The 22152-nt window shown below is 68.7% G+C and carries 22 protein-coding genes and 2 pseudogenes; 18 read left to right on the top strand and 6 right to left on the bottom strand.

From position 1 onward, the window contains the following. Positions 1–99 precede the first annotated feature (99 nt). Positions 100–378 carry an HU family DNA-binding protein gene (locus GQ57_RS03490; RefSeq protein WP_006401505.1) on the top strand — a complete coding sequence of 93 codons (279 nt, stop codon included), beginning with the start codon at positions 100–102 and terminating at the stop codon, positions 376–378. A 118-nt stretch (positions 379–496) separates the two neighbouring features. On the opposite strand, the gene GQ57_RS03495 is transcribed toward GQ57_RS03490, so the two are convergent. Both GQ57_RS03495 and GQ57_RS03500 read right to left on the bottom strand, forming a co-directional pair. After that, positions 497–1813, bottom strand: a complete 1317-nt coding sequence (locus GQ57_RS03495) for a GTP-binding protein (RefSeq protein ID WP_031397113.1) — start codon at positions 1811–1813, stop codon at positions 497–499. Positions 1814–1968: 155 nt separating this feature from the next. After that, on the bottom strand, positions 1969–2418 hold the full coding sequence (locus GQ57_RS03500; protein WP_031397114.1) for a lytic transglycosylase domain-containing protein: 450 nt from the start codon (positions 2416–2418) through the stop codon (positions 1969–1971). A gap of 367 nt (positions 2419–2785) precedes the next feature. On the opposite strand from GQ57_RS03500, the gene gspD reads away from it, so the two are divergent. The 3 genes from gspD to gspF are packed head-to-tail and all read left to right on the top strand — an operon-like array spanning position 2786 to position 7822. Beyond that, the gene (gspD, locus tag GQ57_RS03505) at positions 2786–5104 is read left to right on the top strand and encodes a type II secretion system secretin GspD (protein ID WP_034197080.1); all 2319 of its coding nucleotides are present in this window, start codon (positions 2786–2788) and stop codon (positions 5102–5104) included. A 5-nt stretch (positions 5105–5109) separates the two neighbouring features. Then, on the top strand, positions 5110–6600 hold the full coding sequence (gene gspE, locus GQ57_RS03510; RefSeq protein WP_407638572.1) for a type II secretion system ATPase GspE: 1491 nt from the start codon (positions 5110–5112) through the stop codon (positions 6598–6600). A 4-nt stretch (positions 6601–6604) separates the two neighbouring features. Next, positions 6605–7822 carry a type II secretion system inner membrane protein GspF gene (gspF, locus tag GQ57_RS03515; RefSeq protein WP_031397117.1) on the top strand — a complete coding sequence of 406 codons (1218 nt, stop codon included), beginning with the start codon at positions 6605–6607 and terminating at the stop codon, positions 7820–7822. Positions 7823–7851: 29 nt separating this feature from the next. Here the strand turns inward: gspF and GQ57_RS03520 are convergent, their stop codons facing one another. Next, entirely contained in the window at positions 7852–8262 is a 411-nt protein-coding gene (locus GQ57_RS03520) for a type II secretion system protein N (protein WP_031397118.1), read from the bottom strand. A gap of 177 nt (positions 8263–8439) precedes the next feature. Here GQ57_RS03520 and gspG point away from each other — a divergent pair, with 177 nt between their 5' ends. From gspG to GQ57_RS03560, 8 genes are read left to right on the top strand one after another with little or no spacing between them, the layout of a single operon-like run. Further along, positions 8440–8892: a type II secretion system major pseudopilin GspG gene (gene gspG / locus GQ57_RS03525; protein WP_031397119.1), complete on the top strand. Its 453-nt coding sequence runs from the start codon at positions 8440–8442 to the stop codon at positions 8890–8892. A 39-nt stretch (positions 8893–8931) separates the two neighbouring features. Further along, positions 8932–9501, top strand: a complete 570-nt coding sequence (locus GQ57_RS03530) for a GspH/FimT family pseudopilin (protein ID WP_031397120.1) — start codon at positions 8932–8934, stop codon at positions 9499–9501. A gap of 2 nt (positions 9502–9503) precedes the next feature. After that, positions 9504–9980 carry a type II secretion system minor pseudopilin GspI gene (gene gspI, locus GQ57_RS03535; RefSeq protein ID WP_407638573.1) on the top strand — a complete coding sequence of 159 codons (477 nt, stop codon included), beginning with the start codon at positions 9504–9506 and terminating at the stop codon, positions 9978–9980. Between the two features lie 7 nt (positions 9981–9987). Further along, complete coding sequence (locus GQ57_RS03540; protein WP_031397122.1) at positions 9988–10647, top strand: PulJ/GspJ family protein; 660 nt, start codon at positions 9988–9990, stop codon at positions 10645–10647. 2 nt (positions 10648–10649) lie between these two features. Further along, a complete protein-coding gene (gspK, locus tag GQ57_RS03545; protein ID WP_034197099.1) occupies positions 10650–11783 on the top strand; it encodes a type II secretion system minor pseudopilin GspK in 1134 nt (377 codons plus the stop codon). 26 nt (positions 11784–11809) lie between these two features. Continuing rightward, complete coding sequence (gene gspL / locus GQ57_RS03550) at positions 11810–13168, top strand: type II secretion system protein GspL (RefSeq protein ID WP_034197082.1); 1359 nt, start codon at positions 11810–11812, stop codon at positions 13166–13168. Continuing rightward, the gene (gene gspM / locus GQ57_RS03555) at positions 13165–13671 is read left to right on the top strand and encodes a type II secretion system protein GspM (protein ID WP_031397125.1); all 507 of its coding nucleotides are present in this window, start codon (positions 13165–13167) and stop codon (positions 13669–13671) included. The genes gspL and gspM overlap by 4 nt, the downstream gene beginning before the upstream one ends. 31 nt (positions 13672–13702) lie before the next feature. Then, complete coding sequence (locus GQ57_RS03560) at positions 13703–14491, top strand: type II secretion system protein N (protein WP_034197083.1); 789 nt, start codon at positions 13703–13705, stop codon at positions 14489–14491. Positions 14492–14513: 22 nt separating this feature from the next. On the opposite strand, the gene GQ57_RS03565 is transcribed toward GQ57_RS03560, so the two are convergent. Together GQ57_RS03565 and GQ57_RS03570 are read right to left on the bottom strand one after the other, a co-directional pair. Next, on the bottom strand, positions 14514–16055 hold the full coding sequence (locus GQ57_RS03565) for an efflux transporter outer membrane subunit (RefSeq protein WP_034197084.1): 1542 nt from the start codon (positions 16053–16055) through the stop codon (positions 14514–14516). 247 nt (positions 16056–16302) lie between these two features. Next, the gene (locus tag GQ57_RS03570; protein ID WP_081896570.1) at positions 16303–16587 is read right to left on the bottom strand and encodes a multidrug ABC transporter ATPase; all 285 of its coding nucleotides are present in this window, start codon (positions 16585–16587) and stop codon (positions 16303–16305) included. Positions 16588–16761: 174 nt separating this feature from the next. Here GQ57_RS03570 and GQ57_RS03575 point away from each other — a divergent pair, with 174 nt between their 5' ends. The 4 genes and pseudogenes from GQ57_RS03575 to GQ57_RS03590 all read left to right on the top strand — a co-directional run bounded on the left by GQ57_RS03575 (position 16762) and on the right by GQ57_RS03590 (position 19733). Then, positions 16762–17250 carry a MarR family winged helix-turn-helix transcriptional regulator gene (locus GQ57_RS03575; RefSeq protein ID WP_031397129.1) on the top strand — a complete coding sequence of 163 codons (489 nt, stop codon included), beginning with the start codon at positions 16762–16764 and terminating at the stop codon, positions 17248–17250. A 177-nt stretch (positions 17251–17427) separates the two neighbouring features. Then, on the top strand, positions 17428–18990 hold the full coding sequence (locus GQ57_RS03580; RefSeq protein ID WP_031397130.1) for a DHA2 family efflux MFS transporter permease subunit: 1563 nt from the start codon (positions 17428–17430) through the stop codon (positions 18988–18990). A gap of 111 nt (positions 18991–19101) precedes the next feature. Further along, positions 19102–19350: pseudogene (locus GQ57_RS03585) on the top strand (type II toxin-antitoxin system Phd/YefM family antitoxin). Beyond that, positions 19347–19733: pseudogene (locus GQ57_RS03590) on the top strand (type II toxin-antitoxin system VapC family toxin). Before GQ57_RS03585 ends, GQ57_RS03590 begins: the two co-directional pseudogenes overlap by 4 nt. Positions 19734–19756: 23 nt before the next feature. On the opposite strand, the gene GQ57_RS03595 reads toward GQ57_RS03590, so the two are convergent. Further along, on the bottom strand, positions 19757–20683 hold the full coding sequence (locus tag GQ57_RS03595) for a LysR family transcriptional regulator (RefSeq protein WP_031397131.1): 927 nt from the start codon (positions 20681–20683) through the stop codon (positions 19757–19759). 139 nt (positions 20684–20822) lie between these two features. Here GQ57_RS03595 and GQ57_RS03600 point away from each other — a divergent pair, with 139 nt between their 5' ends. Together GQ57_RS03600 and GQ57_RS03605 are read left to right on the top strand one after the other, a co-directional pair. Beyond that, on the top strand, positions 20823–21299 hold the full coding sequence (locus GQ57_RS03600; protein WP_031397132.1) for a CidA/LrgA family protein: 477 nt from the start codon (positions 20823–20825) through the stop codon (positions 21297–21299). Between the two features lie 13 nt (positions 21300–21312). Beyond that, positions 21313–22035 (top strand): LrgB family protein, encoded by a 723-nt coding sequence (locus tag GQ57_RS03605; protein ID WP_034197086.1) that lies wholly within the window; start codon positions 21313–21315, stop codon positions 22033–22035. Positions 22036–22152 lie beyond the last annotated feature (117 nt).

Here is a 22152-nt window from a genome sequence, read left to right on the forward strand (position 1 = left end):
CTGTGTCGTCGGAGTCTGACTCTCGACGGCACGGTTCGCGCACGTATAATCGGCGCGTTCGCGCTGTTCGTGTCAACCTAACCTGATAAAGGAACCTTAATGAACAAACAGGAACTGATCGACGCCGTCGCCGCCCAAACGGGCGCCAGCAAGGCTCAAACCGGCGAAACGCTGGACACGCTGCTCGAAGTGATCAAGAAGGCCGTGTCGAAGGGTGATGCGGTTCAGCTGATCGGCTTCGGCAGCTTCGGTTCGGGCAAGCGCGCAGCACGTACGGGCCGCAACCCGAAGACCGGCGAAACCATCAAGATCCCGGCTGCCAAGACGGTGAAGTTCACGGCTGGCAAGGCGTTCAAGGACGCCGTCAACAAGCGTTAATCCAGCGCCTGTTCCAAGAAAAACCCGCCTTTCGGCGGGTTTTTTGTTGGGCGCGCGCGGCATTTTCGCCACAGTCCGAGCCTCTCTTGCAAGATTTAACGCTTGGTTTTACAACGCGTTACACATGCACGATCTGCGTGTCGCCCTGATCGTCGTCGTCGTCGTGCGAATCGACATCCCACGCCGGGAACGGATCGTCGAACGCTTGCCATTGCGCCGCGCCGAGTGCGAATTCCGCATCGGTCAGCAGGCAGGCGTCGAGTTTCGCGCGCCACGCGTCGGCGTCGAGCGCGATGCCGATCAGCACGAGTTCCTGCCGGCGATCGCCGACCGTGCGATCGTCGATATCGCCCTGCCATTCCGTGCGAATTTCGGCGAGCAGCTCGTCGTCGTCCGGCCATTCCGCGCGATCCTGCGCGGCCCACCAGAGACCCGCCGGGCCATGCCGGCATACGCCGCCCGCCTGCGACAGCGAGCCCGCGATGTCGTTGCGCGTCGCGAGCCAGAAAAAGCCCTTGCTGCGCAGCACGCCCGGCCACTCCTGGTGCAGCAGCGCCCAGAGCCGTGCCGGGTGAAACGGCCGGCGCGCGCGGTAGACGAAATTGCCGATGCCGAATTCGTCGGCCTCGCCGTGCACGTGCGCATGATGTTCGCCGTGGCAGTCGGGGTCGTCGCAATGCGTGTGATCGTGATCGAGCGACGCGAGCCAGCCCGGCGCATTCGCGGCCTCGTCGAAATCGAAACGGCCGGTGTTCAGCACTTCGCCGAGCGGCACTTCGCCGAACGTCGACACGACCTGGTGCGCGCGCGGATTGAGGCGCGCGAGGATGTGCCGCAGGCGCGCGAGGTCGTCGGCGCTCACGAGGTCGGCCTTGTTGATCACCAGCACGTCGCAGAACTCGATCTGCTCGATCAGCAGCTCGACGAGCGTGCGGTCGTCCTCTTCCGATGCGGCGAGACCGCGCGTCGCGAGCGCGTCGTCCGAGCCGTAGTCGCGCAGGAAGTTGTACGCGTCGACCACGGTGACGAGCGTGTCGAGTCGCGCGATGCTCGACAGCGACGTGCCGTCGTCGTCGACGAACGTGAAGGTTTCGGCGATCGGCATCGGCTCCGCGATCCCGGTCGATTCGATCATGATCGCGTCGAAGCGGCCTTCGGCCGCGAGCGTGCGAATCTCGACCAGCAGGTCGTCGCGCAGCGTGCAGCAGATGCAGCCGTTCGACATTTCGACGAGGCGTTCCTCGACGTGCGACAGCGCCTGCGCGTCGCGCACGAGCGACGCGTCGATGTTGACTGCCGCGAGATCGTTGACGATCACCGCGACCTTCAGGCCCGCGCGGTTCGCGAGGACATGGTTGAGCAGCGTGGTCTTGCCGGCGCCGAGAAAGCCGGACAGCACGGTGACGGGCAACGGCTGTTTCATTGCCGGATTCATAACGATTTGCACCAACGGAAAAATTGAAAAAGCGGCCGCGGCGCCCTTCAGGGCACGATCGGCCCGCGGACGCCGAAATTGCGGCGTAAGCCCGCATTGTGCATCAAACGCCGCGCGCCGGCCGGGATGGCATCAGGCCGGGCTGCGGCACGGCGTCATTGCGCGGGCGGCAGCAGTTTCCACTGTGTCAGGATGCCGGCGATCTGCCGCGCGTACTTGTCGCGCAGCGACGGCGTTTCCGAATGATAGGCGCCGACGGCCTGCCACGTGTTGCCGTAGCGGTTCATCTTCTGCTTGAGATGCCACGCGGCGATGTAGACGTTCTTGCACGGCTCCATCAGCGTGTCGCGGCCGATCCCGTAGCGCGACAGCGTCGGCAGGTGGATCGAATTGATCTGCATCAGCCCGTAGTCGACCGAGCCGTTCGTGTTCTTGTTCAGCGCGTCGGGCCGGTTATGCGATTCCTGCCACGCGATCGCGCGCAGGATCAGCGGATTGACCTGCTGATATTTGGCGGCCTCGTCGAAACAGTCGGCGCGAGCATTCGCGCTGGCGAAACTGGCGCCGGCGGCAATCAACGCGATCGAGGCGAACCGTCTGTTCATTGGTGCGAAATCGATAGGAAATTGCACGAGGGTCGGGAAAACCCGTGGCAGTTATTCGTGCGACGAGAAACGCGCCGCCCGTATCATACCGGCAGTCCGTCAGCTTGCGACAGGCAGGAATACGGCAGCCGGGTTATACCGCATTTCCGTGTCGGTTCATCGTGAAACGGGGACGATGAACGCACACCGGGTGCCGTGCCGAATATTACAGATTGCATACGGTTTGCCGGGTACATGTCGTATATGAGACAGTCCTCGGATCAATGTGATATTTCGGACATGAAAAACTGCTAATGTCGCCTCTTTCGGACTTGGATCCCAGCACTACCGCCGGAAGTGGCCTGAGCCGGCATCGACCCATTCATCCATGACAAGAAATCGCTTCGTTATGCGGCGTGTCGCCACGACCCTGATCGTTGCCGGCCTCATCGCCTCGCAGGCCGCCTACGCTCAGGTCACGCTCAACTTCGTGAATGCGGATATCGACCAGGTCGCCAAGGCGATCGGCGCCGCAACCGGCAAGACCATCATCGTCGACCCTCGCGTGAAGGGGCAGCTCAATCTCGTGGCCGAACGGCCGGTGCCGGAAGACCAGGCGCTGAAGACGCTGCAGTCGGCGCTGCGCATGCAGGGCTTTGCGCTCGTGCAGGATCACGGCGTGCTGAAGGTCGTGCCCGAGGCCGACGCGAAGCTGCAGGGCGTGCCGACCTACGTCGGCAATACGCCGCAGGCGCGCGGCGACCAGGTGATCACGCAGGTGTTCGAACTGCATAACGAATCGGCGAACAACCTGCTGCCCGTGCTGCGGCCGCTGATCTCGCCGAACAACACCGTGACGGCCTATCCGGCGAACAACACGATCGTCGTGACCGACTATGCGGACAACGTGCGCCGCATCGCGCAGATCATCGCGGGCGTCGACAGCGCCGCGGGCGCGCAGGTGCAGGTCATTCCGCTGCGCAACGCGAACGCGATCGACCTCGCCGCCCAGCTGCAGAAAATGCTCGACCCGGGCGCGATCGGCAACAGCGACGCGACGCTGAAGGTGTCGGTCACGGCCGACCCGCGGACCAACGCGCTGCTGCTGCGCGCGTCGAGCGCGTCGCGCCTCGCGGCCGCCAAGCGGCTCGTGCAGCAGCTCGACGCGCCGAGCGCGGTGCCGGGCAACATGCACGTCATCACGCTGCGCAACGCCGACGCGGTGAAGCTCGCGAAGACGCTGCGCGGGATGCTCGGCAAGGGCGGCAACGACAGCGGCTCGTCGGCGTCGTCCAACGACGCGAACAGCTTCAACCAGAACGGCGGCTCGTCGTCGGGCAGCAACTTCTCGACCGGCACGTCCGGCACCCCGCCGCTGCCGTCGGGCGGCCTGGGCGGCTCGTCGTCCTCGTCCTCCTACGGCGGCACGTCCGGCAGTGGCGGGCTCGGCACCGCCGGCCTGCTCGGCGGCGACAAGGACAAGAGCGACGACAACCAGCCCGGCGGAATGATCCAGGCCGATGCGGCGACCAACTCGCTGATCGTCACCGCGTCCGATCCGGTTTACCGGAACCTGCGCTCGGTGATCGACCAGCTCGACGCGCGGCGCGCGCAGGTCTATATCGAGGCGCTGATCGTCGAGCTGAACTCGACGACCCAGGGCAACCTCGGCATCCAGTGGCAGGTGGCGAGCGGCCAGTTCCTCGGCGGCACGAACCTGGCGGCCACGGCCGGTTCCGTGGCGGGCAACAGCATCATCAACCTGACGACGGGCGGCACGGCCACCACTGTCGGGCTGGCCAGCAATATCGCGAACCTGAACCAGGGCCTCAACATCGGCTGGCTGCACAACATGTTCGGCGTGCAGGGGCTCGGCGCGTTGCTGCAGTACTTCTCGGGCGTGACCGACGCGAACGTGCTGTCGACGCCGAACCTGATCACGCTCGACAACGAGGAAGCGAAGATCGTCGTCGGCCAGAACGTGCCGATCGCGACCGGCTCGTACTCGAACCTGACGAGCGGCACCACGAACAACGCGTTCAACACCTACGACCGCCGCGACGTCGGCCTGACGCTGCACGTGAAGCCGCAGATCACCGACGGCGGGATCCTGAAGCTGCAGCTCTATACCGAGGATTCGGCGGTCGTCGCAAGCACGACGAGCGCGCAGACCGGCCCGACCTTCACCAAGCGCTCGATCCAGTCGACGATCCTCGCGGACAACGGCGAGATCATCGTGCTTGGCGGCCTGATGCAGGACAACTACCAGGTGTCGAACAGCAAGGTGCCGCTGCTCGGCGACATTCCGTGGATCGGCCAGCTGTTCCGCTCGGAATCGAAGCAGCGCCAGAAAACCAACCTGATGGTGTTCCTGCGCCCGGTGATCATCACCGACCGCGGCACCGCGCAGGAAGTCACCGCGAACCGCTACGACTACATCCAGGGCGTCACGGGCGCGTACAAGTCGGACAACAACGTGATCCGCGACAAGGACGATCCGGTCGTCCCGCCGATGCCGCTGGGCCCGAGCCAGGGCGGTACGCCGGCCGGCAACCTGTTCGATCTCGACAAGATGCGCCGCCAGCAGATGCAGCGCCAGGCCACGCCGCCGGCCGCTCCGGCGCCTGCGCCGGCGCAGCCGCAGAGCGTGCCGCTGCAGTCGGTGCCGCAACAGCCGCTGACGAGCGCGCCGGGAGCGTCGCAGTGAGCGACGTGCTCGCCTCTTCCGCCCACGACGGCGCACCGGGCGAACGGCAGCCGCCGTCGCCGCTCGCCGCGCGCCTGTTGCCGTACGGCTTCGCGAAGAGCGGCCAGGTGCTGATCGCGCACCAGCTCGACGATACGCTCGAGGTGTGGATCAGCGAGCGCACGAGCGATGCCGCGCTGGCGGAGATCGCCCGCAACTTCGGCTCGATCTCCGTGCATCGCGTGCCGGCCGACGAGCTCGCGCAGGCGATCAACCATGCGTACGCCCGCCAGGACGGCAGCGCCGCGCAGGTGGTCGGCGAGGTCGAAGGCGAAGTCGACCTGTCGCGGCTGATGCAGGACATCCCCGAAGTAGAGGATCTGCTCGAATCGGAAGACGACGCGCCGATCATCCGGATGATCAACGCGCTGCTCACGCAAGCGGCGCGCGAACAGGCGTCGGATATCCACATCGAGCCGTTCGAGAATGCGTCGGTCGTGCGCTTTCGCGTCGACGGCACGCTGCGCGACGTCGTGCGGCCGAAGAAGGCGCTGCACGGCGCGCTGATCTCGCGGATCAAGATCATGGCGCAGCTCGACATCGCGGAGAAACGCCTGCCGCAGGACGGCCGCATCACGCTGCGCGTCGGCGGCCGGCCGGTCGACGTGCGGGTGTCGACGCTGCCGACCGGGCACGGCGAGCGCGCGGTGCTGCGTCTGCTCGAGAAGGACGCGCAGCGCCTGAACCTCGAAGCGCTCGGGATGGGACGCGACACGCTCGTGCAGTTCGACAAGCTGATCGCGCGCCCGCACGGCATCGTGCTCGTCACGGGCCCGACGGGCTCGGGCAAGACGACGACGCTGTATGCGTCGATGTCGCGGCTCGAAACCGCGACGACCAACATCATGACCGTCGAGGATCCGATCGAATACGATCTCGGCGGCATCGGCCAGACGCAAGTGAACGAGCGGATCGGGATGACCTTCGCCCGGGCGCTGCGCTCGATCCTGCGCCAGGATCCGGACGTGATCATGATCGGCGAAATCCGCGACCTCGAAACCGCGCAGATCGCGGTGCAGGCGTCGCTGACGGGCCACCTCGTGCTCGCGACGCTGCACACGAACGATGCGGCCTCGGCCGTCACGCGCCTGACCGACATGGGCGTCGAGCCCTACCTGCTCGCGTCGTCGCTGCTCGGCGTGCTCGCGCAGCGCCTCGTGCGCCAGCTCTGCCCCGTCTGCAAGGAAGAGCGCCACGAAGAAGGCCATACCGTGTGGCATCCGGTGGGCTGCGACAAGTGCGGGCATTCGGGCTATGCGGGCCGGCGCGGCGTATACGAACTGCTGCTGGTCGACGAGTCGATCCGCACGCTGATCCATCGCAATGCGGCCGACGCGGAAATCCTGGCGGCAGGCCGCGCGGCGGGGATGCGCACGCTGCGCGACGACGCCGAGCGCTGGCTCGCGTCCGGCGCGACGTCGCTCGAGGAAGTGCTGCGCGTGACGGGAGGCGCATAGCGCGATGCCGGCATTCCGTTTCGAAGCAATCGATTCGGCGGGACGCGCGCAGAAAGGCGTCATCGATGCCGACAGCGCGCGCGCCGCGCGCGGGCAGCTGCGCACGCAAGGCCTCACGCCGCTCGTCGTCGAGCCGGCCGCCAGCGCGACGCGCGGCGCCCGGTCGCAGCGGCTCGCGTTCGGCCGCAAGCTGTCGCAGCGCGAACAGGCGATCCTCACGCGCCAGCTCGCCAGCCTGCTGATCGCGGGGCTGCCGCTCGACGAGGCGCTCGGCGTGCTGACCGAGCAGGCCGAGCGTGACTACATCCGCGAGCTGATGGCCGCGATCCGCGCCGAGGTGCTCGGCGGCCATTCGCTCGCGAATGCGCTGGGCCAGCATCCGCGCGATTTCCCGGAGATCTACCGCGCGCTCGTCGCGGCGGGCGAGCACACCGGCAAGCTCGGCATCGTGCTGTCGCGCCTCGCCGACTACATCGAGCAGAGCAACGCGCTGAAGCAGAAGATCCTGCTCGCGTTCACGTATCCGGGGATCGTCACGCTGATCGCGTTCGGCATCGTCACGTTCCTGCTGAGCTACGTCGTGCCGCAGGTCGTCAACGTGTTTGCGAGCACGAAGCAGCAACTGCCGGTGCTGACGATCGTGATGATGGCGCTGTCGGATTTCGTGCGGCACTGGTGGTGGGCGATCCTGATCGCGACCGTGCTCGTCGTGTGGTTCGTGAAGGCGACGCTGTCGCGCGACGGGCCCAGGCTCGCGTTCGACCGCTGGGTGCTGACCGCGCCGCTCGCGGGCAAGCTCGTGCGCGGCTACAACACGGTGCGTTTCGCGAGCACGCTCGGCATCCTCACCGCGGCCGGCGTGCCGATCCTGCGCGCGCTGCAGGCGGCCGGCGAAACGCTGTCGAACCGCGCGATGCGCGCGAACATCGACGATGCGATCGTGCGCGTGCGCGAAGGCTCCGCGCTGTCGCGCGCGCTGAACAACGTGAAGACGTTTCCGCCGGTGCTCGTGCACCTGATCCGTTCGGGCGAGGCGACGGGCGACGTGACGACGATGCTGGACCGTGCGGCGGAAGGTGAGGCGCGCGAGCTCGAGCGGCGCACGATGTTCCTGACGAGCCTGCTGGAGCCGCTGCTCATCCTGGCGATGGGCGGCATCGTGCTCGTGATCGTGCTGGCCGTGATGCTGCCGATCATCGAGCTGAACAACATGGTGCAGTAACGGCCCGACGATCGGCGGGCCGTGACCGTTCAGCGCATGTAGATCGCCGGAGACGGCGTGTTCGCCGGCAGCTGGATTTCGGCGCGGGCGCCGTTGCGGTCGACGACGATCGAGCGGGGGCGGACTTCGGCGAGCTTCGCGCCGGGCGCGACCTCCGCGCCGAGCGACACGGCGCGCGGCGGTTCGCCGCCGATGCCGATGATCGCGGCGGCGCCGCGGTCGAGCGCGAGAATCCCGAACAGGTGGATGTCCTGCACGGGATTCTTGTCGAGCTGACCGCCGAAGAGCGCCGCGGCGTCTTCGGTGCGGATCGGCAGCCGCGCGGCGGCGGCGGGCAGCGGCGCTTCGCGGGCCGACAGCGTGACGACCCAATAGGTGGCCGTCGCGCACAAACCCGCGAAGAGGGCTAGGGAGAGGATCCGGATCGAGAGCGCGTTCATGCGCGCTATTGTACGGATGTATGTGAAATTTGCGTTGGGTGAAAGCCCTCGGCAAAGCGCGCCTTACAATGCGTGCTCCGCGCCCGCGGGTCCGGAAGCTTGCCGTCAGGCAAACCGTTCCGGTGCGCCGGGCGTGTCACTCAACCAACGACATTTTTTGGAAAGAGGTAGTCAGTCATGCAAACGTGGATCACTCGCCGCAACGCGGCCGTGCGTCGTCAGCGCGGTTTCACGCTGATCGAGATCATGGTGGTGGTCGCGATCCTCGGGATCCTGGCGGCGCTGATCGTGCCGAAGATCATGAGCCGCCCGGACGAGGCGCGCCGCATCGCCGCGAAGCAGGACATCGGCACGATCATGCAGGCGCTCAAGCTGTACCGTCTCGACAACGGCCGCTATCCGACCCAGGAGCAGGGCCTGAACGCGCTGATCCAGAAGCCGTCCACCGATCCGATCCCGAACAACTGGAAGGACGGCGGCTATCTCGAACGCCTGCCGAACGATCCGTGGGGCAACACGTACAAGTACCTGAACCCGGGCGTGCACGGCGAAATCGACGTGTTCAGCTACGGCGCCGACGGCAAGGAGGGCGGCGAAGGCAACGATGCCGACATCGGCTCGTGGCAATAAGCCCTCGCTGACCGGCCCGGCACGTCCTCCCCGCTCTTCATGCTCGCCATTCGCACGACCTCCCGCTGCGGCCGCGATTGCCGTGTGCGTCGCGGCGCGGCTTCGTCCGTGCCGGCGCGCGCCGGCGTCGGGCCGCTGAAGCACGGCGCGCGGCCCGGCCGCGTGCGTGGCTTCACGCTGCTCGAGATGCTGGTCGTGCTCGTGATCGCGGGGCTGCTCGTGTCGCTCGCGTCGCTGTCGCTGACGCGCAATCCGCGCACCGACCTGCGCGAGGAAGCGCAGCGCGTCGCGCTGCTGTTCGAGACCGCCGGCGACGAAGCGCAGGTGCGCGCGCGGCCGATCGCGTGGCAGCCGACCGCGCACGGCTTCCGTTTCGACGTGAGCTCGCCCGACGGCTGGCGCACGCTGCGCGACGACCTGCTGCGCCCGCGCGACTGGGACGGCGGCGTAACGGGCGCCGAGATCGACTACCCGGGTTCCGACACACGTGCGACCCGCGTCGTGTTCGGCACCGAGAGCATCGACACGCCGGTGCGCGTGACGCTGCATTCGGCCGTCGGCAACGCGACGATCGTCGGCACCGGCAACGGCCGCTACGAGGTGCAATGACGATGCGTCGTCGCCTGCCCCTGCCGGTTTCCTCATCGCGCGCCAGGTTTCCGGGCGTGCATTCCGCGCGCGCTTGCGCCGGCGCCCCGCCCGCGGCCGTCCGGATCGGGGCGCGCGGCTTCACGATGATCGAGGTGCTGGTCGCGCTTGCGATCATCGCGGTCGCGCTTGCCGCGTCGATCCGCGCGGTCGGCACGATGGCGACCAACTCGGCCGACCTCCATCACCGGCTGCTCGCCGGCTGGAGCGCCGACAACGCGCTCGCGCAGATGCGGCTCACCCATGCGTGGCCGGAAATCGGCGAGCAGAGCTTCGACTGTTCGCAAGGCAACGTGCAGCTCGTCTGCACGCAACGCGTGAGCACGACGCCCAATCCGGTGTTCCGGCGCGTCCGGATCTCGGTGAGCATGCCCGGGCATGCCGGCGTCCTCGCGCAGATGGTGACGGTGGTCGCGAATGAAACCAGCCGTCCGCTCTGACGCGCCGATGCGACGCGCGTCCGCCCGCCCCGCCCGCGGCTTCACGCTGATCGAGCTGATGATCGCGATCGCGATCCTCGCGGTGGTCGCGATCCTCGCGTGGCGCGGGCTCGACCAGATCATGCGCGGCCGCGACAAGGTCGCCGCCGCGATGGAGGACGAGCGCGTCTTCGCGCAGATGTTCGACCAGATGCGCATCGACGCGCGGCTGGCCGCCACCGACGACGAGGCCGGCCAGCCGGCGATCGGCGTCGCCGGCAATACGCTGCAGATCGTTCGCGAACTCGAGGTACCGGGCGCCGCACCGCGGCTGCAGGTGGTCCGCTACCGGATCGCCGACGGGCGCGTCGTGCGCTACGCGTCGCCGCCGATCGACGACGCGAACCGACTGCGCGGCGTGCTGAAGGACAGCAGCGTCGACGGCTGGAGCTGGGTCGCGCTGATGCGCGGCGTCGGCGCGATCGACGCGAAGCTGTACGTGCCGCGCGTGGGCTGGACCACCAACCTGCAGACGGCCGACGACGCGCTCACGCAGAACAACGATGCGCTCAAGGTGCCGCAGCTCGGCAATGCACCGCCGGCGCGCGCGGTGACGGGGCTGCAGGTCAGCATCGGCGCGACGTCGCTGCGCGTGCCGGTCACGCGCATCTTCCTCGTCGGGGAATGACGATGCGCGCCCGCCCTCACCGCTCATTGCCTGTGCGCCGTGCCGCCGTGCGCGCGCCGGCGCGCGGCCGCCAGCGCGGCGCGGCGATCATCACCGCGCTGCTCGTCGTCGCGCTGTCGGCGATCCTGGTCTCGGGAATGCTGTGGCGCCAGCAGGTGCAGATCCGCCGCATCGAGAACCAGCGCGTGATCGCGCAGGCGCAGTGGATCGCGCGCGGCGCGCTCGACTGGACGCGGATGATCCTGCGCTCCGAAGGCGACACGGCGCCCGGCATCACCTATCTCGGCGGCATCTGGGGCGTGCCGATCGCGAAGACGAAGCTGTCCGACTTCCTCGGCCGGATCGGCGCGCCGAACGACACGAGCGGCGAAGACACCTACATCTCCGGCTCGATCGAGGATGCGCAGGCGAAGTTCAATCTGCGCAACCTCGTGGCGTCGCCGGCGCCCGGCGTGCTGCAGCTGAACGTCATGCAGGTGCAGGCGTTCCAGCGCCTGCTGACGACGCTCGGCTACGACGGCGCGCTGGCGAAGCGCATCGCGCTGCAGGTGCGCGCGGGCCTGCTGCATTCGGCGACGCGCTTCCAGATGCCGACGCTGCCCGGCAGCGGCACGGCGCCGCCCGTCACCGCGCCGGTGGCGTCCGATCAGCAGGGCGGCGGCGGCTTCACCGACGACCCCGGCATGAGCGACGGCGACCGCGGGCCCGCGCCGCTGATGATGACGGGCGTCGAGAGCTTGCTCGACGTCGATGGCGTGACGCCCGAGATGGTCGCGCGGCTGCGCCCGTTCGTCGCCGTGCTGCCGACCACGACGCCCGTGAACATGAACACCGCGCCGGCCGAAGTGATCGCCGCGCTGGTGCCGGGGATGAGCGTGTCGTCCGCGCAGGCGCTGGTGTCGCGCCGCGAAACCGTGTTTTTCCGTAACGTCGGCGACGTGCAGCTCGCGCTGCGCGGGGCCGGCGCGCCGCCGAACGTGACGATCGATTCGAACCTCGTCGACGTCAATTCGAGCTATTTCATCGTGCATGGCCGGATCCAGCACGAACGCGCGGAGGTCGACCGCACCTCGCTCGTGTATCGTGATCCGACCACGCACTCGACACGGGTCGTACGCATCCGCGACCAGCTATAACGACGCCATTCGGGAGAGGAGCTCTTGTGAGCACGTTGATTGTTTCTTTGCCGCCGCGCGAGCCCGCCGTGCCGTTGCAGGAATGGCAGTGGCCCGAGCTGCCGTTCACGCTCGTCGACAAGGCCGGCCATGTGCAGCGCGCCGGCCGCGCCGCGCTCGCGCTGCTGCCGCGCGCGAATGCGACGGTGCTGATCGTCGCCGCGCGCGACGTGCTGCTGCTGGCCGCGGCCGTGCCGCCGCTGAAGGGACCGAAGCTGCGCCAGGCGCTGCCCAACATCGTCGAGGATCAGCTGATCCAGGATCCGCTCGGCTGCCACATCGCGCTCGATCCGGACGCGCTGCCCGACGGGCGCCGCGTGCTGGCCGTCGTCGATCGCGCGTGGTTCCGCACGATCTGCGAAGCGTTCACGGCGGCGGGCCACCGGCACCTGAGCGCGGTGCCCGCGACCCGCTGCCTGCCGGCGCCACGAGCGGCTGCCGCGGCGGGCGGCAGTGAAGCCGACGCGGCAGCGGTCGCCGCGGAGGCCGTCGAGGAAGCGCCGGTTCGCCCGACCACGGTGGCGGCCGTGCTCGGGCTCGCGGCGGCGGTCGAACAGGTGCTCGTCGAGGCCGGCGCGCAACCGGCCGTGGCCGGTGCGCCGCGCCTTGAACTCGCGGTCGCGCGCGGTGCGCTCGGCGAAGGCTTCGCGGCGCCGGCGTCACGCGCGGCCGGCACGCTGGCCGCGCTCGCGGGCGGCGGCGACGTCGAACTGTACGAACTCGGCGAACCGGGCGCGGAACCGCGGCTGGCATCGGTCGGCCGCGCCGACGGCCCGCTGTTGCCGGGCGCCGCGCCGCTGGCATTCGACGCGTTCGCGCGGCGCGCGCTGACCGAGACGTTCGACCTGTGCCAGTTCGAGTTCGAGTCGCAGCCGTGGCGCTTCGACCGGGCGACGGTGAAGCGCCTGCGCGTGCCGCTCGCCCTCGCCGCGGTGACGCTCGGCGTCGCGGTGATCGGGATGAACCTGCACTGGTGGAAGCTGTCGCGCGAGCGCGATGCGCTGTCCGCGCAGATTACCGAGACGCTGCTGTCCGCGTTCCCGAAGACGACCACGGTGCTCGATCCACCCGCGCAGATGCAGCGCCAGCTCGACCAGTTGCGCCTCGCGGCCGGCGAGCTGTCGCCGAACGATTTCCTCGCGCTGTCGAGCGGGCTGTCGCGTTCGATGGGCGCGCTGCCGCTGAACGGCATCGCGTCGCTCGACTATCACGACCGGCGGCTCGACGTCGGCTTCAAGCCGGAGGTCAAGGTCGACCCCGATTTCACGCAGCGCCTCGCGCGCAACGGACTGTCCGGCGAAGTCGACAGCAACACGGGCAAATGGACCATCCGGAGCCGTTCATGAAGACGGAACAACTGAACCAGACGCTGACCCAGTTCTGGGGCGAGCGCTCGCCGCGCGAAAAGATGCTGCTCGGCTGGGGCGGCGCCGTGCTGGCGATCGCGATCGCCTACTCGGTGCTGTGGTCGCCCGCGCAGGAAGGCCGCGCGCGGATCCAGCGCGAGCTGCCGACGATGCGTCTCGAGCTTGCGCAGATGACCGCGCAGGCGAACGAGGCGAAGTCGCTGGCCGCCGCCGCGCAGGGCGTCGCGCCGACCGGCCTGGCGCTGAAGGACGCCCTGACCTCGTCGCTGTCCGACCACGGGCTGCAGGGGGCGCAGGTGCAGATCGTCGGCAACGGTGTGCAGATCCAGATGAAGAACGTGTCGTTCCCGGCGTGGACGCAGTGGCTCGACGATGCGCGCCGGCAATTCAAGGTGCAGGTCGGCGAGGCGCATGCGACCGCGCTGAAGGACGATGGCCAGGTCGACCTGACGGCCGTGATGCAACCGTCGACGCAGAAATGACGCAGTGGATGACGCAAGTGGCGGTCGGCCGATGAGGCCGTGGACGAAGCGGCTCGCCACCGCATTGCCGTGGGCACTGGCGGGCGGGCTCGCGACGGCGGTGACGCTCGTTGCGCTCGCGCCGGCCGCGTGGATCGCGCCGCAGTTCGCGCGCGCGACCGGCGGGCACGTGAATCTCGTCGATCCCGACGGGTCGCTTTGGCACGGCTCGGGCACGCTGATGCTGGCGCCGGGCGCCGACCAGAGCGCGGCGACGCTGCTGCCGGGCCGGGTCGAATGGGCCACGCGGTTCTGGCCGCTGCTGACCGGGCGCGTGCAGATGCGCATGCGGCAGACCGAGGCGATGCCCGATGCCGTCACGCTCGACGCGACGTGGCGCGGCGCGGTGCTGTCGGCGGGCACGATGGCCGTGCCCGCGTCGCTGCTCGCGGGGCTCGGCACGCCGTTCAACACGCTCGACCTGCAGGGCGACGTGCGGCTCGGCTGGACCGACTGGCGGCTGTTCGGCAACAACGCGTTCGGCCAGCTGACGGTGACGATCGACTCGATGAGTTCGCGCGTGTCGCGCGTGAAGCCGCTCGGTTCGTACCGCGCGGTGCTGCAGGCGAAGGGCGGCGGCGCCGATCTCGACCTGACGACGTCGCAGGGCCCGCTGTTCCTCGACGGGCACGGCAGCTTCGGCCCCGGCGAGGGCGCGTTTCGCGGCACCGCGCATGCGGCGCCCGAGCAGCAGGCGAACCTCGCGGGGCTGCTGAACCTGCTCGGCCACCCGATCGGCAACAACGCGGTGTCGCTGATCTTCGGCGACGCGCAGCGCTGACGCGCGCGCCGCCCTTCCCGACTTACTTCTGAGCGAGCGGCGCGGCTGCCGCGGGCGTGGCCGCACCGGCAGCCGGCACGGGCGCCGGCGCAGCCATGCCGCCGTTCTCGCGCGCCATCTCCGACACGTTCCAGCCGCCGCCGAGCGCCTTCACGAGCCCGACCGACGACACCATCCGCTGCCCCGCGATCGTCGCGAGCTTCTGCTGCGCGGTGAACGCGGTGGTCTGCGCGGTCAGCACGTTCAGGTACGCGACCGTGCCGGCCTTGTACTGGTTCGTGACGATCGCGAGCGCGTGCTCGGCGCTGTCGACGGCCTGCCGCTGCACGTCGACCTCCTGCGCGAGGATGCGCTGCGACGCGAGGTTGTCCTCGACGTCCTGGAACGCCGACAGCACCGTCTGCCGGTACGTCGCGACGTCCTGGTCGTAGGTCGCGCGCGCCGCTTCGGTCTGCGCGGCGCGCAGGCCCGCATCGAACAGCGTCGCGGCGAGCTGCGGGCCGACCGTCCAGAAGCGGGCCGGCAGCGTAAACAGCTGCGACCACACCGAGCTCTGGAAGCCGCCGCTCGCCGAGAGCGTGAGCGTCGGGAAGAACGCCGCGATCGCCACGCCGATCTGTTCGTTGGCCGCTGCCGCGCGCCGTTCGGCGCCCGCGATGTCGGGCCGCCGCTCGAGCAGCGTCGACGGCACGTCCACCGGCGTGACGGGCGGCACCGCGGTGAGCGGCGCCGGCGGCAGCGAGAACGTCGAAGCCGGCTGGCCGACCAGCGTCGCGATCGCATGCTCGTACTGCGCGCGCGCGACGCCGTTGTCGATCGCCGAAGCCTGCGCGCTCTGCAGCTGGGTTTGCGCCTGGATCACGTCCGCGCGGGCCGCGACGCCTTGCGCATACTGGTTTTCGGTGAGTTTCAGCGACTGCTCGTACGACTTCACGGTGTCGTCGAGCAGCTTCTGCAGCAGATCGGCGGTGCGCAGCTGGTAGTACGTCTGCGCGAGCGTCGCCTGCGCGGACAGCCGCGCGTTCGCGAGATCGGCGGCGGCAGCGGCTTCGCCCGCCCGCTGCGCGCTGACGGTGCGGCTCACCTTGCCCCACAGATCCGGCTCCCACGATGCGTCGAGGCCGAGGCTGTAGTTCGTGCCGATCGGGCCGCCGTTGCTGCCGCTGCTCGCAGCCGCCGCCGACACCGCGGAGCGCGAGCGTGTGCCCGAGCCGGTGAAGCCGACGGTCGGGAAATACGCGGCGCGGGCTTCGGTGACGAGCGCGCGCGCCTGGCGGTACGCGGCCGCGTATTGCGCGACGGTCTGGTTCGACGTGTTGAGCTGGTCCATCAGCGACGCGAGCTGCGGATCGTCGTAGACGCTCCACCATGCGCCGCGATCGGTCCGGTCGGCCGGCTGCGCGACCTTCCAGCCGGCGGGGGCTTCCTTGAACGCGGCGGGGATCGACGTGTCGGGGCGATGATAGTCGGGCCCGACGGCGCAGCCGGCGAGCAGCACGGCCGTCGCGACAGCAACGGCGGCGCTCAGCGGGCGCGCGGCGCGCGGGAAGGAGGCGTACGGCATCGTGGTTTTCCTGTCTGGGCGCAACGGCCGGCGGGCGGCGTTGCGCGATGCGGTCGTCATGCCGCTGGCGGACAAATGGTAACTGACGGCGGGGAAGCTGCGCAGCCCTAAGGGTACGGTGCGCGACGACAGGAATGTGTTACCGGCGCGGCCGGCCGGGTTACCGCGCATTACGGCGCCTTGCGGCGCCGAAAGGGGTGCAGGCCGGACGCGGGGCGGACCGCCTCGGCCGCTCGGCCGGGCGGTGTCAGTGGCAGCGGGCGGGCAGCGGGACGGGGTCGGCGGCGGCCGGCCATGACGACGGCTCCGTTGCCGCCGGCTGGCCCGTGCCGCGTGCGCCGGCCTTCGCGTTGCGCTGCCGGCGATGATCGAACCATGCGAACCCGAGCGCCGCGAGCGAGCCGCCCGGCACGACCAGCATCGTCACGTACAACGCGATCTTCCAGCCGCGGTGCGGCCCGGAAAACACATGATGAGCGGTATCGGTCAGGTTGCGGCGCAGCGCGCCGGCGGCATTTTTCAGGAACAGCATCGCGAACATCCTCGGGTGCCCGCCAGCGCGGGCGAATCGGTCAGAACATAGTCTCCGGCAGTGCAACATGCACGTCGTAACTGGTTGCCTTAAATAATATTGACTAAGCAATCAATTTTCAAGATACTGGGCGCGTCTTAATCTGAAACGCACTGTTGCTGCGCGCGCAATCGTATGACCGGCGGCCTCTACGATCCCGAGAACATCGCGCTGGAAACGAGCCTCGGCTATTACCTGTCGAAGGCCAAGCAGGCGCTCGTCGAGCGGATGGACCGTGCGCTCGAGCCGCTCGACCTCACCGCGCAACAGATCGGTGTGATCCTGCTGCTGTCGCGCGGCTACGCGCGTACGCCGTTCGAGCTGTCCCGCAAGATGGCGTACGACAGCGGCTCGATGACGCGGATGCTCGACCGGCTCGAACGCAAGGGGCTGATCGCGCGTTCGCGCAGCGAGCAGGATCGCCGGATGATCGAGCTGACGCTGACCGAACGCGGCACCGACGCGGCCCGTGCGCTGCCGTCGCTGATCGCGACCGCGCTCAACGCGCAGCTCGACGGTTTCTCGGCCGACGAACTCGCGACGCTGACCGGCCTGCTGCAGCGCTTCATCGCCAACGGGCCCGGCACCGCCGGTTGCCCGAAGCCGGACGAAGCGGATCGTTGAGGCGCGCGGAGGCCCCATGTCCAAGTTAAGCGTCCGCTTATTTATCTGTCTGGGCAGAAGATGACAGGGCACGCGCTCCGCTTTTTCCCTTATCCATTCCACCCGGCCGGGCTGCGCTGCGGCGCACACCCGTGCGTTGTGCCGGCGCGTCGCGCGCGCCGCGTCTAGGAGATTCCGATGTCCGCCACCCCGGCATCCGCCGCCTCCCCCGCCGCCCAACCCGCGCCGCTGTCCGGCGGCGCCCTCGCGCTGCTCACCGTCGGGCTCGCGCTCGGCACCTTCATGGAGGTGCTCGACACATCGATCGCGAACGTCGCGGTGCCGACCATCTCCGGCAGTCTCGGCGTCGCGACGAGCGAAGGCACCTGGGTGATCTCGTCGTACTCGGTCGCGTCCGCGATCGCGGTGCCGCTCACCGGCTGGCTCGCGCGGCGCGTCGGCGAGGTGCGCCTGTTCACGCTGTCGGTGCTCGCGTTCACGGTCGCGTCGGCGCTGTGCGGCCTCGCGAACAACTTCGAGACGCTGATCGCATTCCGGCTGCTGCAGGGCCTCGTGTCGGGGCCGATGGTGCCGCTGTCGCAGACGATCCTGATGCGGAGCTACCCGCCCGCGAAGCGCGGGCTCGCGCTCGGGCTATGGGCGATGACGGTGATCGTCGCGCCGATCTTCGGCCCGCTGCTGGGCGGCTGGATCAGCGACAACTACACGTGGCCGTGGATCTTCTACATCAACCTGCCGATCGGCGTGTTCTCGGCGACCTGCGCGTTTTTCCTGCTGCGCGGCCGCGAGACGAAGACGTCGAAGCAGCGGATCGACGCGGTCGGCCTCGCGCTGCTCGTGATCGGCGTGTCGTGCCTGCAGATGATGCTCGACCTCGGCAAGGACCGCGACTGGTTCAATTCGTCGTTCATCGTCGCGCTCGCGCTGATCGCGGTCGTGTCGCTCGCGTTCATGCTGGTGTGGGAAGCGACCGAAAAGGAACCGGTGGTCGACCTGTCGCTGTTCAAGGATCGCAACTTCGCGCTCGGCGCGCTGATCATCTCGTTCGGCTTCATGGCGTTCTTCGGCTCGGTCGTGATCTTCCCGCTGTGGCTGCAGACGGTGATGGGCTACACCGCCGGCAAGGCCGGCCTGGCGACCGCGCCGGTCGGGCTGCTCGCGCTCGTGCTGTCGCCGCTGATCGGGCGCAACATGCACCGGCTCGACCTGCGGATGGTCGCGAGCTTTGCGTTCTGCGTGTTCGCGGGCGTATCGATCTGGAACTCGACGTTTACGCTCGACGTGCCGTTCAGCCACGTGATCCTGCCGCGGCTCGTGCAGGGGATCGGCGTCGCGTGCTTCTTCGTGCCGATGACGACCATCACGCTGTCGAGCATCCCCGACGAGCGGCTCGCGAGCGCGTCGGGGCTGTCGAACTTCCTGCGCACGCTGTCGGGCGCGATCGGCACCGCGGCCAGTTCGACGTTCTGGGAGAACGACGCGATCTACCACCACGCGCGGCTGTCGGAATCGGTGAGCGTGTATGCGCAAAGCACGACCGACTACCAGGGCGCGCTGTCGCAGCTCGGCGTCGTCGGCCAGACCGCCAACGCGCAGCTCAACCAGATCGTCACGCAGCAGGGCTTCATGATGGCGACCAACGACTTTTTCCTGCTGTCGGCGTTCATGTTCGGCGCGCTCGCGGTGCTCGTATGGATCACGAAGCCGAAGAAGGGCGCGGGGCCGGCGATGGGGCATTGAAATCGGCAGGGCTGACGGCTGCCGCACACAGCGGAAGGGCTGGTCTTGCTTGCTCCCCTTGATTGAACCAAGCAAGCCAATTACTTGAACTTGGTTCAATTGGAGGGGGCGATGCATGCCTACAGCGTGCACGACGCGAAGACGAACCTGTCGCGTTTGATCGACGAAGCCGTTCATGCCGGCAAGCCGTTCGTGATCGCGAAAGCCGGCAAGCCACTCGTCAAGGTGGTCCCGATCGATACGCCGGATCCCGTCCGGCCGATCCGGATCGGTTTCATGAAGGGGTAGATCCGTGTCCCGGACGATTTCGACACCATGGGCAGCGACGAAATCGGCAAGCTGTTCGAGGGTGACGCATGAACTTGCTGCTCGATACACGTCTGCTTCTTCGGGCGGCAGCCGGTGCGGCCGAGCTGCCCGCCCGCGCCGGTGCACTCATCGAGGATCCCGCCTGTCCGCCGCTTTTCGGCGTTGCGAGCCTTTGAGAGATCGTCATCAAGCGTGGACTGGATCGCGACGCTTTCCAGGTGGACACAAACGTGTTCCGTCGCAATCTCCTCGATGTCGGCGACGTGGAATTGCCGATCACGAGCGCACACGCACTGGCGGTCGAACAACTGCCGTCGATCCGCCGCGACCCGTTTGACCGTCTGCTGGTCGCGCAGGCGATCTCGGAAGGCATTGCGCTGCTCGCGCACGACCATACCGTCGCCCGCTATCCGGGGCCGATCCAGCACGTCTGATTGCACCGGGCATCGCCCGGGCGTCACTCCCTCGCCCGCAACCCGCCGAACGCCAGATCGTCGCCGGGCGCGATCGGCAGCGTCGCTCGCGCCACGTCCAGCCACGCGCGCGCCGCGTGCGACAGGTAGCCCTTCTTCAGCCAGCCGAGCGCGATCGCCCACGTGATTTCCGGCTCGACGATCGGCCGGCAGGTGAACTGGCCGGCGTCGAGCCGCCGGCAATACGGTTCGGGCAGCAGCGCAATGCCGACGCCTGCATGCACGAGCGCGGCCATGAAATCCCAGTGGCCGCTGCGGCTGACGATCGACGGCGTGAAACCGGCCAGCCGGCACGCGTCGAGCACCGCGTCGTGCAGCGCCAGGCTTTCCGCATAGAACACGAACGACTCGCGCGCGAGATCCGCGAGCGGCACGGCCGCGTGATCCTCCCAGCGCGACTCGCGCGGGGCGACCAGCCACAGCGGCGCGCGCACCATCGGCAGCCGCTCGAACGTGCCGGGATCGACCGGCTCCAGCAGCCCGCCGAGCTCCAGCTCGCCCGACGTCAGCGCCGCCTCGATCATCCGCGCGCCCTGCTCGAACAGCTTCAGCTCGATGTTCGGGTAGCGCTGCTTGTACGCGGCGATGATCGGCGTGAACAGCGATCCGCCGAGCGGCGGGATGCCGATCGTCAGCTCGCCGCGCCCGAGCGTGCCGAGATCGTTCAGCTCCGACTGCAGTTGCGCCTGCGCGGCGAGCACGTCCTGACCGCGCTGGAACACGATCCGCCCCGCGTCGGTCAGCACCATCTGCCGGCCGTCGCGCAGCAGCAGCGGCGAGCCGATCTCGTCCTCGAGCGCCTTCACCATCTTGCTGATGGTCGGCTGGGTCACGAACAGCCGGTCGGCCGCCGCGGTGAAGCTCTGCTGACGGACCACCTCGACGAAGTACCGCAGCGCGCGCAATTCCATCGATCACTCCCCAGATTGGTGCGACACGCACCAGTGAATTCCGAATTGGAATAACAAGGATAGAGACAAGTCATTTTATTTATGGTTAGGGGAAACCCTATACTCACACCATCGACGCAATATCTGTATGGAGCCCGCCATGACCAAGCCGACCACCACTGCCGCCGCCCGCCCCGCCGCTTCCGGCAGCATGGCGCGCACGGGCCGGATCGCGCTGCAGTCCGCCGCGCTCGGTGCGCTGTGGCTGGCGGTCGACTGGGCCGTGCGCAAGGTCGGGCTGCCGATCCCGTCCGGCGTGATCGGCCTCGCGGTGCTCCTCGTGCTGCTGTTCTCGGGCCGTGTCGCGCCCGCCTGGGTGAAGGACGGCGCGAACTGGCTGCTGTCCGACATGCTGCTGTTCTTCGTGCCGGCCGCCGTCGCGGCCGTGCAGTACGGCGGGCTGTTCCGCGAGGACGGCTGGCGCATCGCGCTGGTGATGCTGGCCGGCACCGCGTTCGTGATGGTCGCGGTGGCCGTCGCGGTCGACCTCGCCGCGAAGCTCGAGCGCCGGCTCGCCGCGCAGCGCGTGTTCGCCGAACGCCGCCGCGCGCGCCTGAGCGCCGTGTCGGCCCACTGAGCCGGAGCCGACCATGCTCGCCGCCCTGTCCAGCCTGTTCGCCGACCAGGCGAACACCGCGATCTCGTTCGGCTGCTTCGTGCTGACGATCGTGCTGTATTTCGCGTCGAAGCGGCTCTATGCGTACAAGAAAACGCTGCTGTTCTCGCCGCTCGTGTTCGTGCCGGGCGTGCTGGTGCTGCTCGTCCTGCTGACCGGCATCCCGTATTCGGTCTACTTCCGCGACACGCGCTGGCTGATGTGGCTGCTCGGCCCGGCGACCATCGCGTTCGCGGTGCCGATCTACGACTATCGGGACCTGATCCGCCGCCACTGGCTGTCGCTGTCGGTGGGCGTCGCGGTCGGGATCGGCGCCGGCGTGTGCGGGTCGCTGCTGCTCGCGAAGCTGCTGCACCTGTCGCCCGAGCTGCAGCGCTCGCTGATGACGCGCTCGGTGTCGACGCCGTTCGCGCTCGCCGTATCGGACAAGATCCACGCGCCGAAGGACCTCACCGCGCTGTTCGTGATCGCGACCGGCATCATCGGGATGCTGCTCGGCGAGATCGTGCTCGCGCTCGTGCCGATGCGCACGCGGCTCGCGCGCGGCGCGCTGTTCGGCGCGGCCGCCCACGGCGTGGGCACCGCGAAGGCGCGCGAGATCGGCAGCGAGGAAGGCGTCGTGTCGAGCCTCACGATGATGATCGCGGGCGTCGCGATGGTGCTGATCGCGCCCCTCCTGACGCTGCTGCCGATCTGACCGTCCGCGGCGGGCGGCCGCCGCCCGCCGTGATCTGGTTCGCGAGCGCGCGGATCGCGTCCGCGGGCGCCTGCTTGTCGGCGGCGCGCGCCCGGTAGGCGCGCGCGATGTCCGCAT

This window comes from Burkholderia sp. MSh2, from assembly GCF_000731655.1.
Taxonomy (GTDB): Bacteria; Pseudomonadota; Gammaproteobacteria; order Burkholderiales; family Burkholderiaceae; genus Burkholderia; species Burkholderia paludis.

Coding starts and splice junctions, on each gene's coding strand:
- GQ57_RS03570 (WP_081896570.1), bottom strand. CDS start 16,587: ATGCTGTTCCTGAAAAATGCCGCCGGCGCGCTGCGCCGCAACCTGACC.
- GQ57_RS03595 (WP_031397131.1), bottom strand. CDS start 20,683: ATGGAATTGCGCGCGCTGCGGTACTTCGTCGAGGTGGTCCGTCAGCAG.
- gspK (WP_034197099.1), top strand. CDS start 10,650: ATGCGCGCCCGCCCTCACCGCTCATTGCCTGTGCGCCGTGCCGCCGTG.
- GQ57_RS03580 (WP_031397130.1), top strand. CDS start 17,428: ATGTCCGCCACCCCGGCATCCGCCGCCTCCCCCGCCGCCCAACCCGCG.
- GQ57_RS03500 (WP_031397114.1), bottom strand. CDS start 2,418: ATGAACAGACGGTTCGCCTCGATCGCGTTGATTGCCGCCGGCGCCAGT.
- gspF (WP_031397117.1), top strand. CDS start 6,605: ATGCCGGCATTCCGTTTCGAAGCAATCGATTCGGCGGGACGCGCGCAG.
- GQ57_RS03560 (WP_034197083.1), top strand. CDS start 13,703: ATGAGGCCGTGGACGAAGCGGCTCGCCACCGCATTGCCGTGGGCACTG.
- gspM (WP_031397125.1), top strand. CDS start 13,165: ATGAAGACGGAACAACTGAACCAGACGCTGACCCAGTTCTGGGGCGAG.
- gspG (WP_031397119.1), top strand. CDS start 8,440: ATGCAAACGTGGATCACTCGCCGCAACGCGGCCGTGCGTCGTCAGCGC.
- GQ57_RS03575 (WP_031397129.1), top strand. CDS start 16,762: ATGACCGGCGGCCTCTACGATCCCGAGAACATCGCGCTGGAAACGAGC.
- GQ57_RS03530 (WP_031397120.1), top strand. CDS start 8,932: ATGCTCGCCATTCGCACGACCTCCCGCTGCGGCCGCGATTGCCGTGTG.
- gspI (WP_407638573.1), top strand. CDS start 9,504: ATGCGTCGTCGCCTGCCCCTGCCGGTTTCCTCATCGCGCGCCAGGTTT.
- gspD (WP_034197080.1), top strand. CDS start 2,786: ATGACAAGAAATCGCTTCGTTATGCGGCGTGTCGCCACGACCCTGATC.
- GQ57_RS03520 (WP_031397118.1), bottom strand. CDS start 8,262: ATGAACGCGCTCTCGATCCGGATCCTCTCCCTAGCCCTCTTCGCGGGT.
- GQ57_RS03565 (WP_034197084.1), bottom strand. CDS start 16,055: ATGCCGTACGCCTCCTTCCCGCGCGCCGCGCGCCCGCTGAGCGCCGCC.
- GQ57_RS03495 (WP_031397113.1), bottom strand. CDS start 1,813: ATGAATCCGGCAATGAAACAGCCGTTGCCCGTCACCGTGCTGTCCGGC.
- GQ57_RS03490 (WP_006401505.1), top strand. CDS start 100: ATGAACAAACAGGAACTGATCGACGCCGTCGCCGCCCAAACGGGCGCC.
- GQ57_RS03605 (WP_034197086.1), top strand. CDS start 21,313: ATGCTCGCCGCCCTGTCCAGCCTGTTCGCCGACCAGGCGAACACCGCG.
- GQ57_RS03540 (WP_031397122.1), top strand. CDS start 9,988: ATGCGACGCGCGTCCGCCCGCCCCGCCCGCGGCTTCACGCTGATCGAG.
- GQ57_RS03600 (WP_031397132.1), top strand. CDS start 20,823: ATGACCAAGCCGACCACCACTGCCGCCGCCCGCCCCGCCGCTTCCGGC.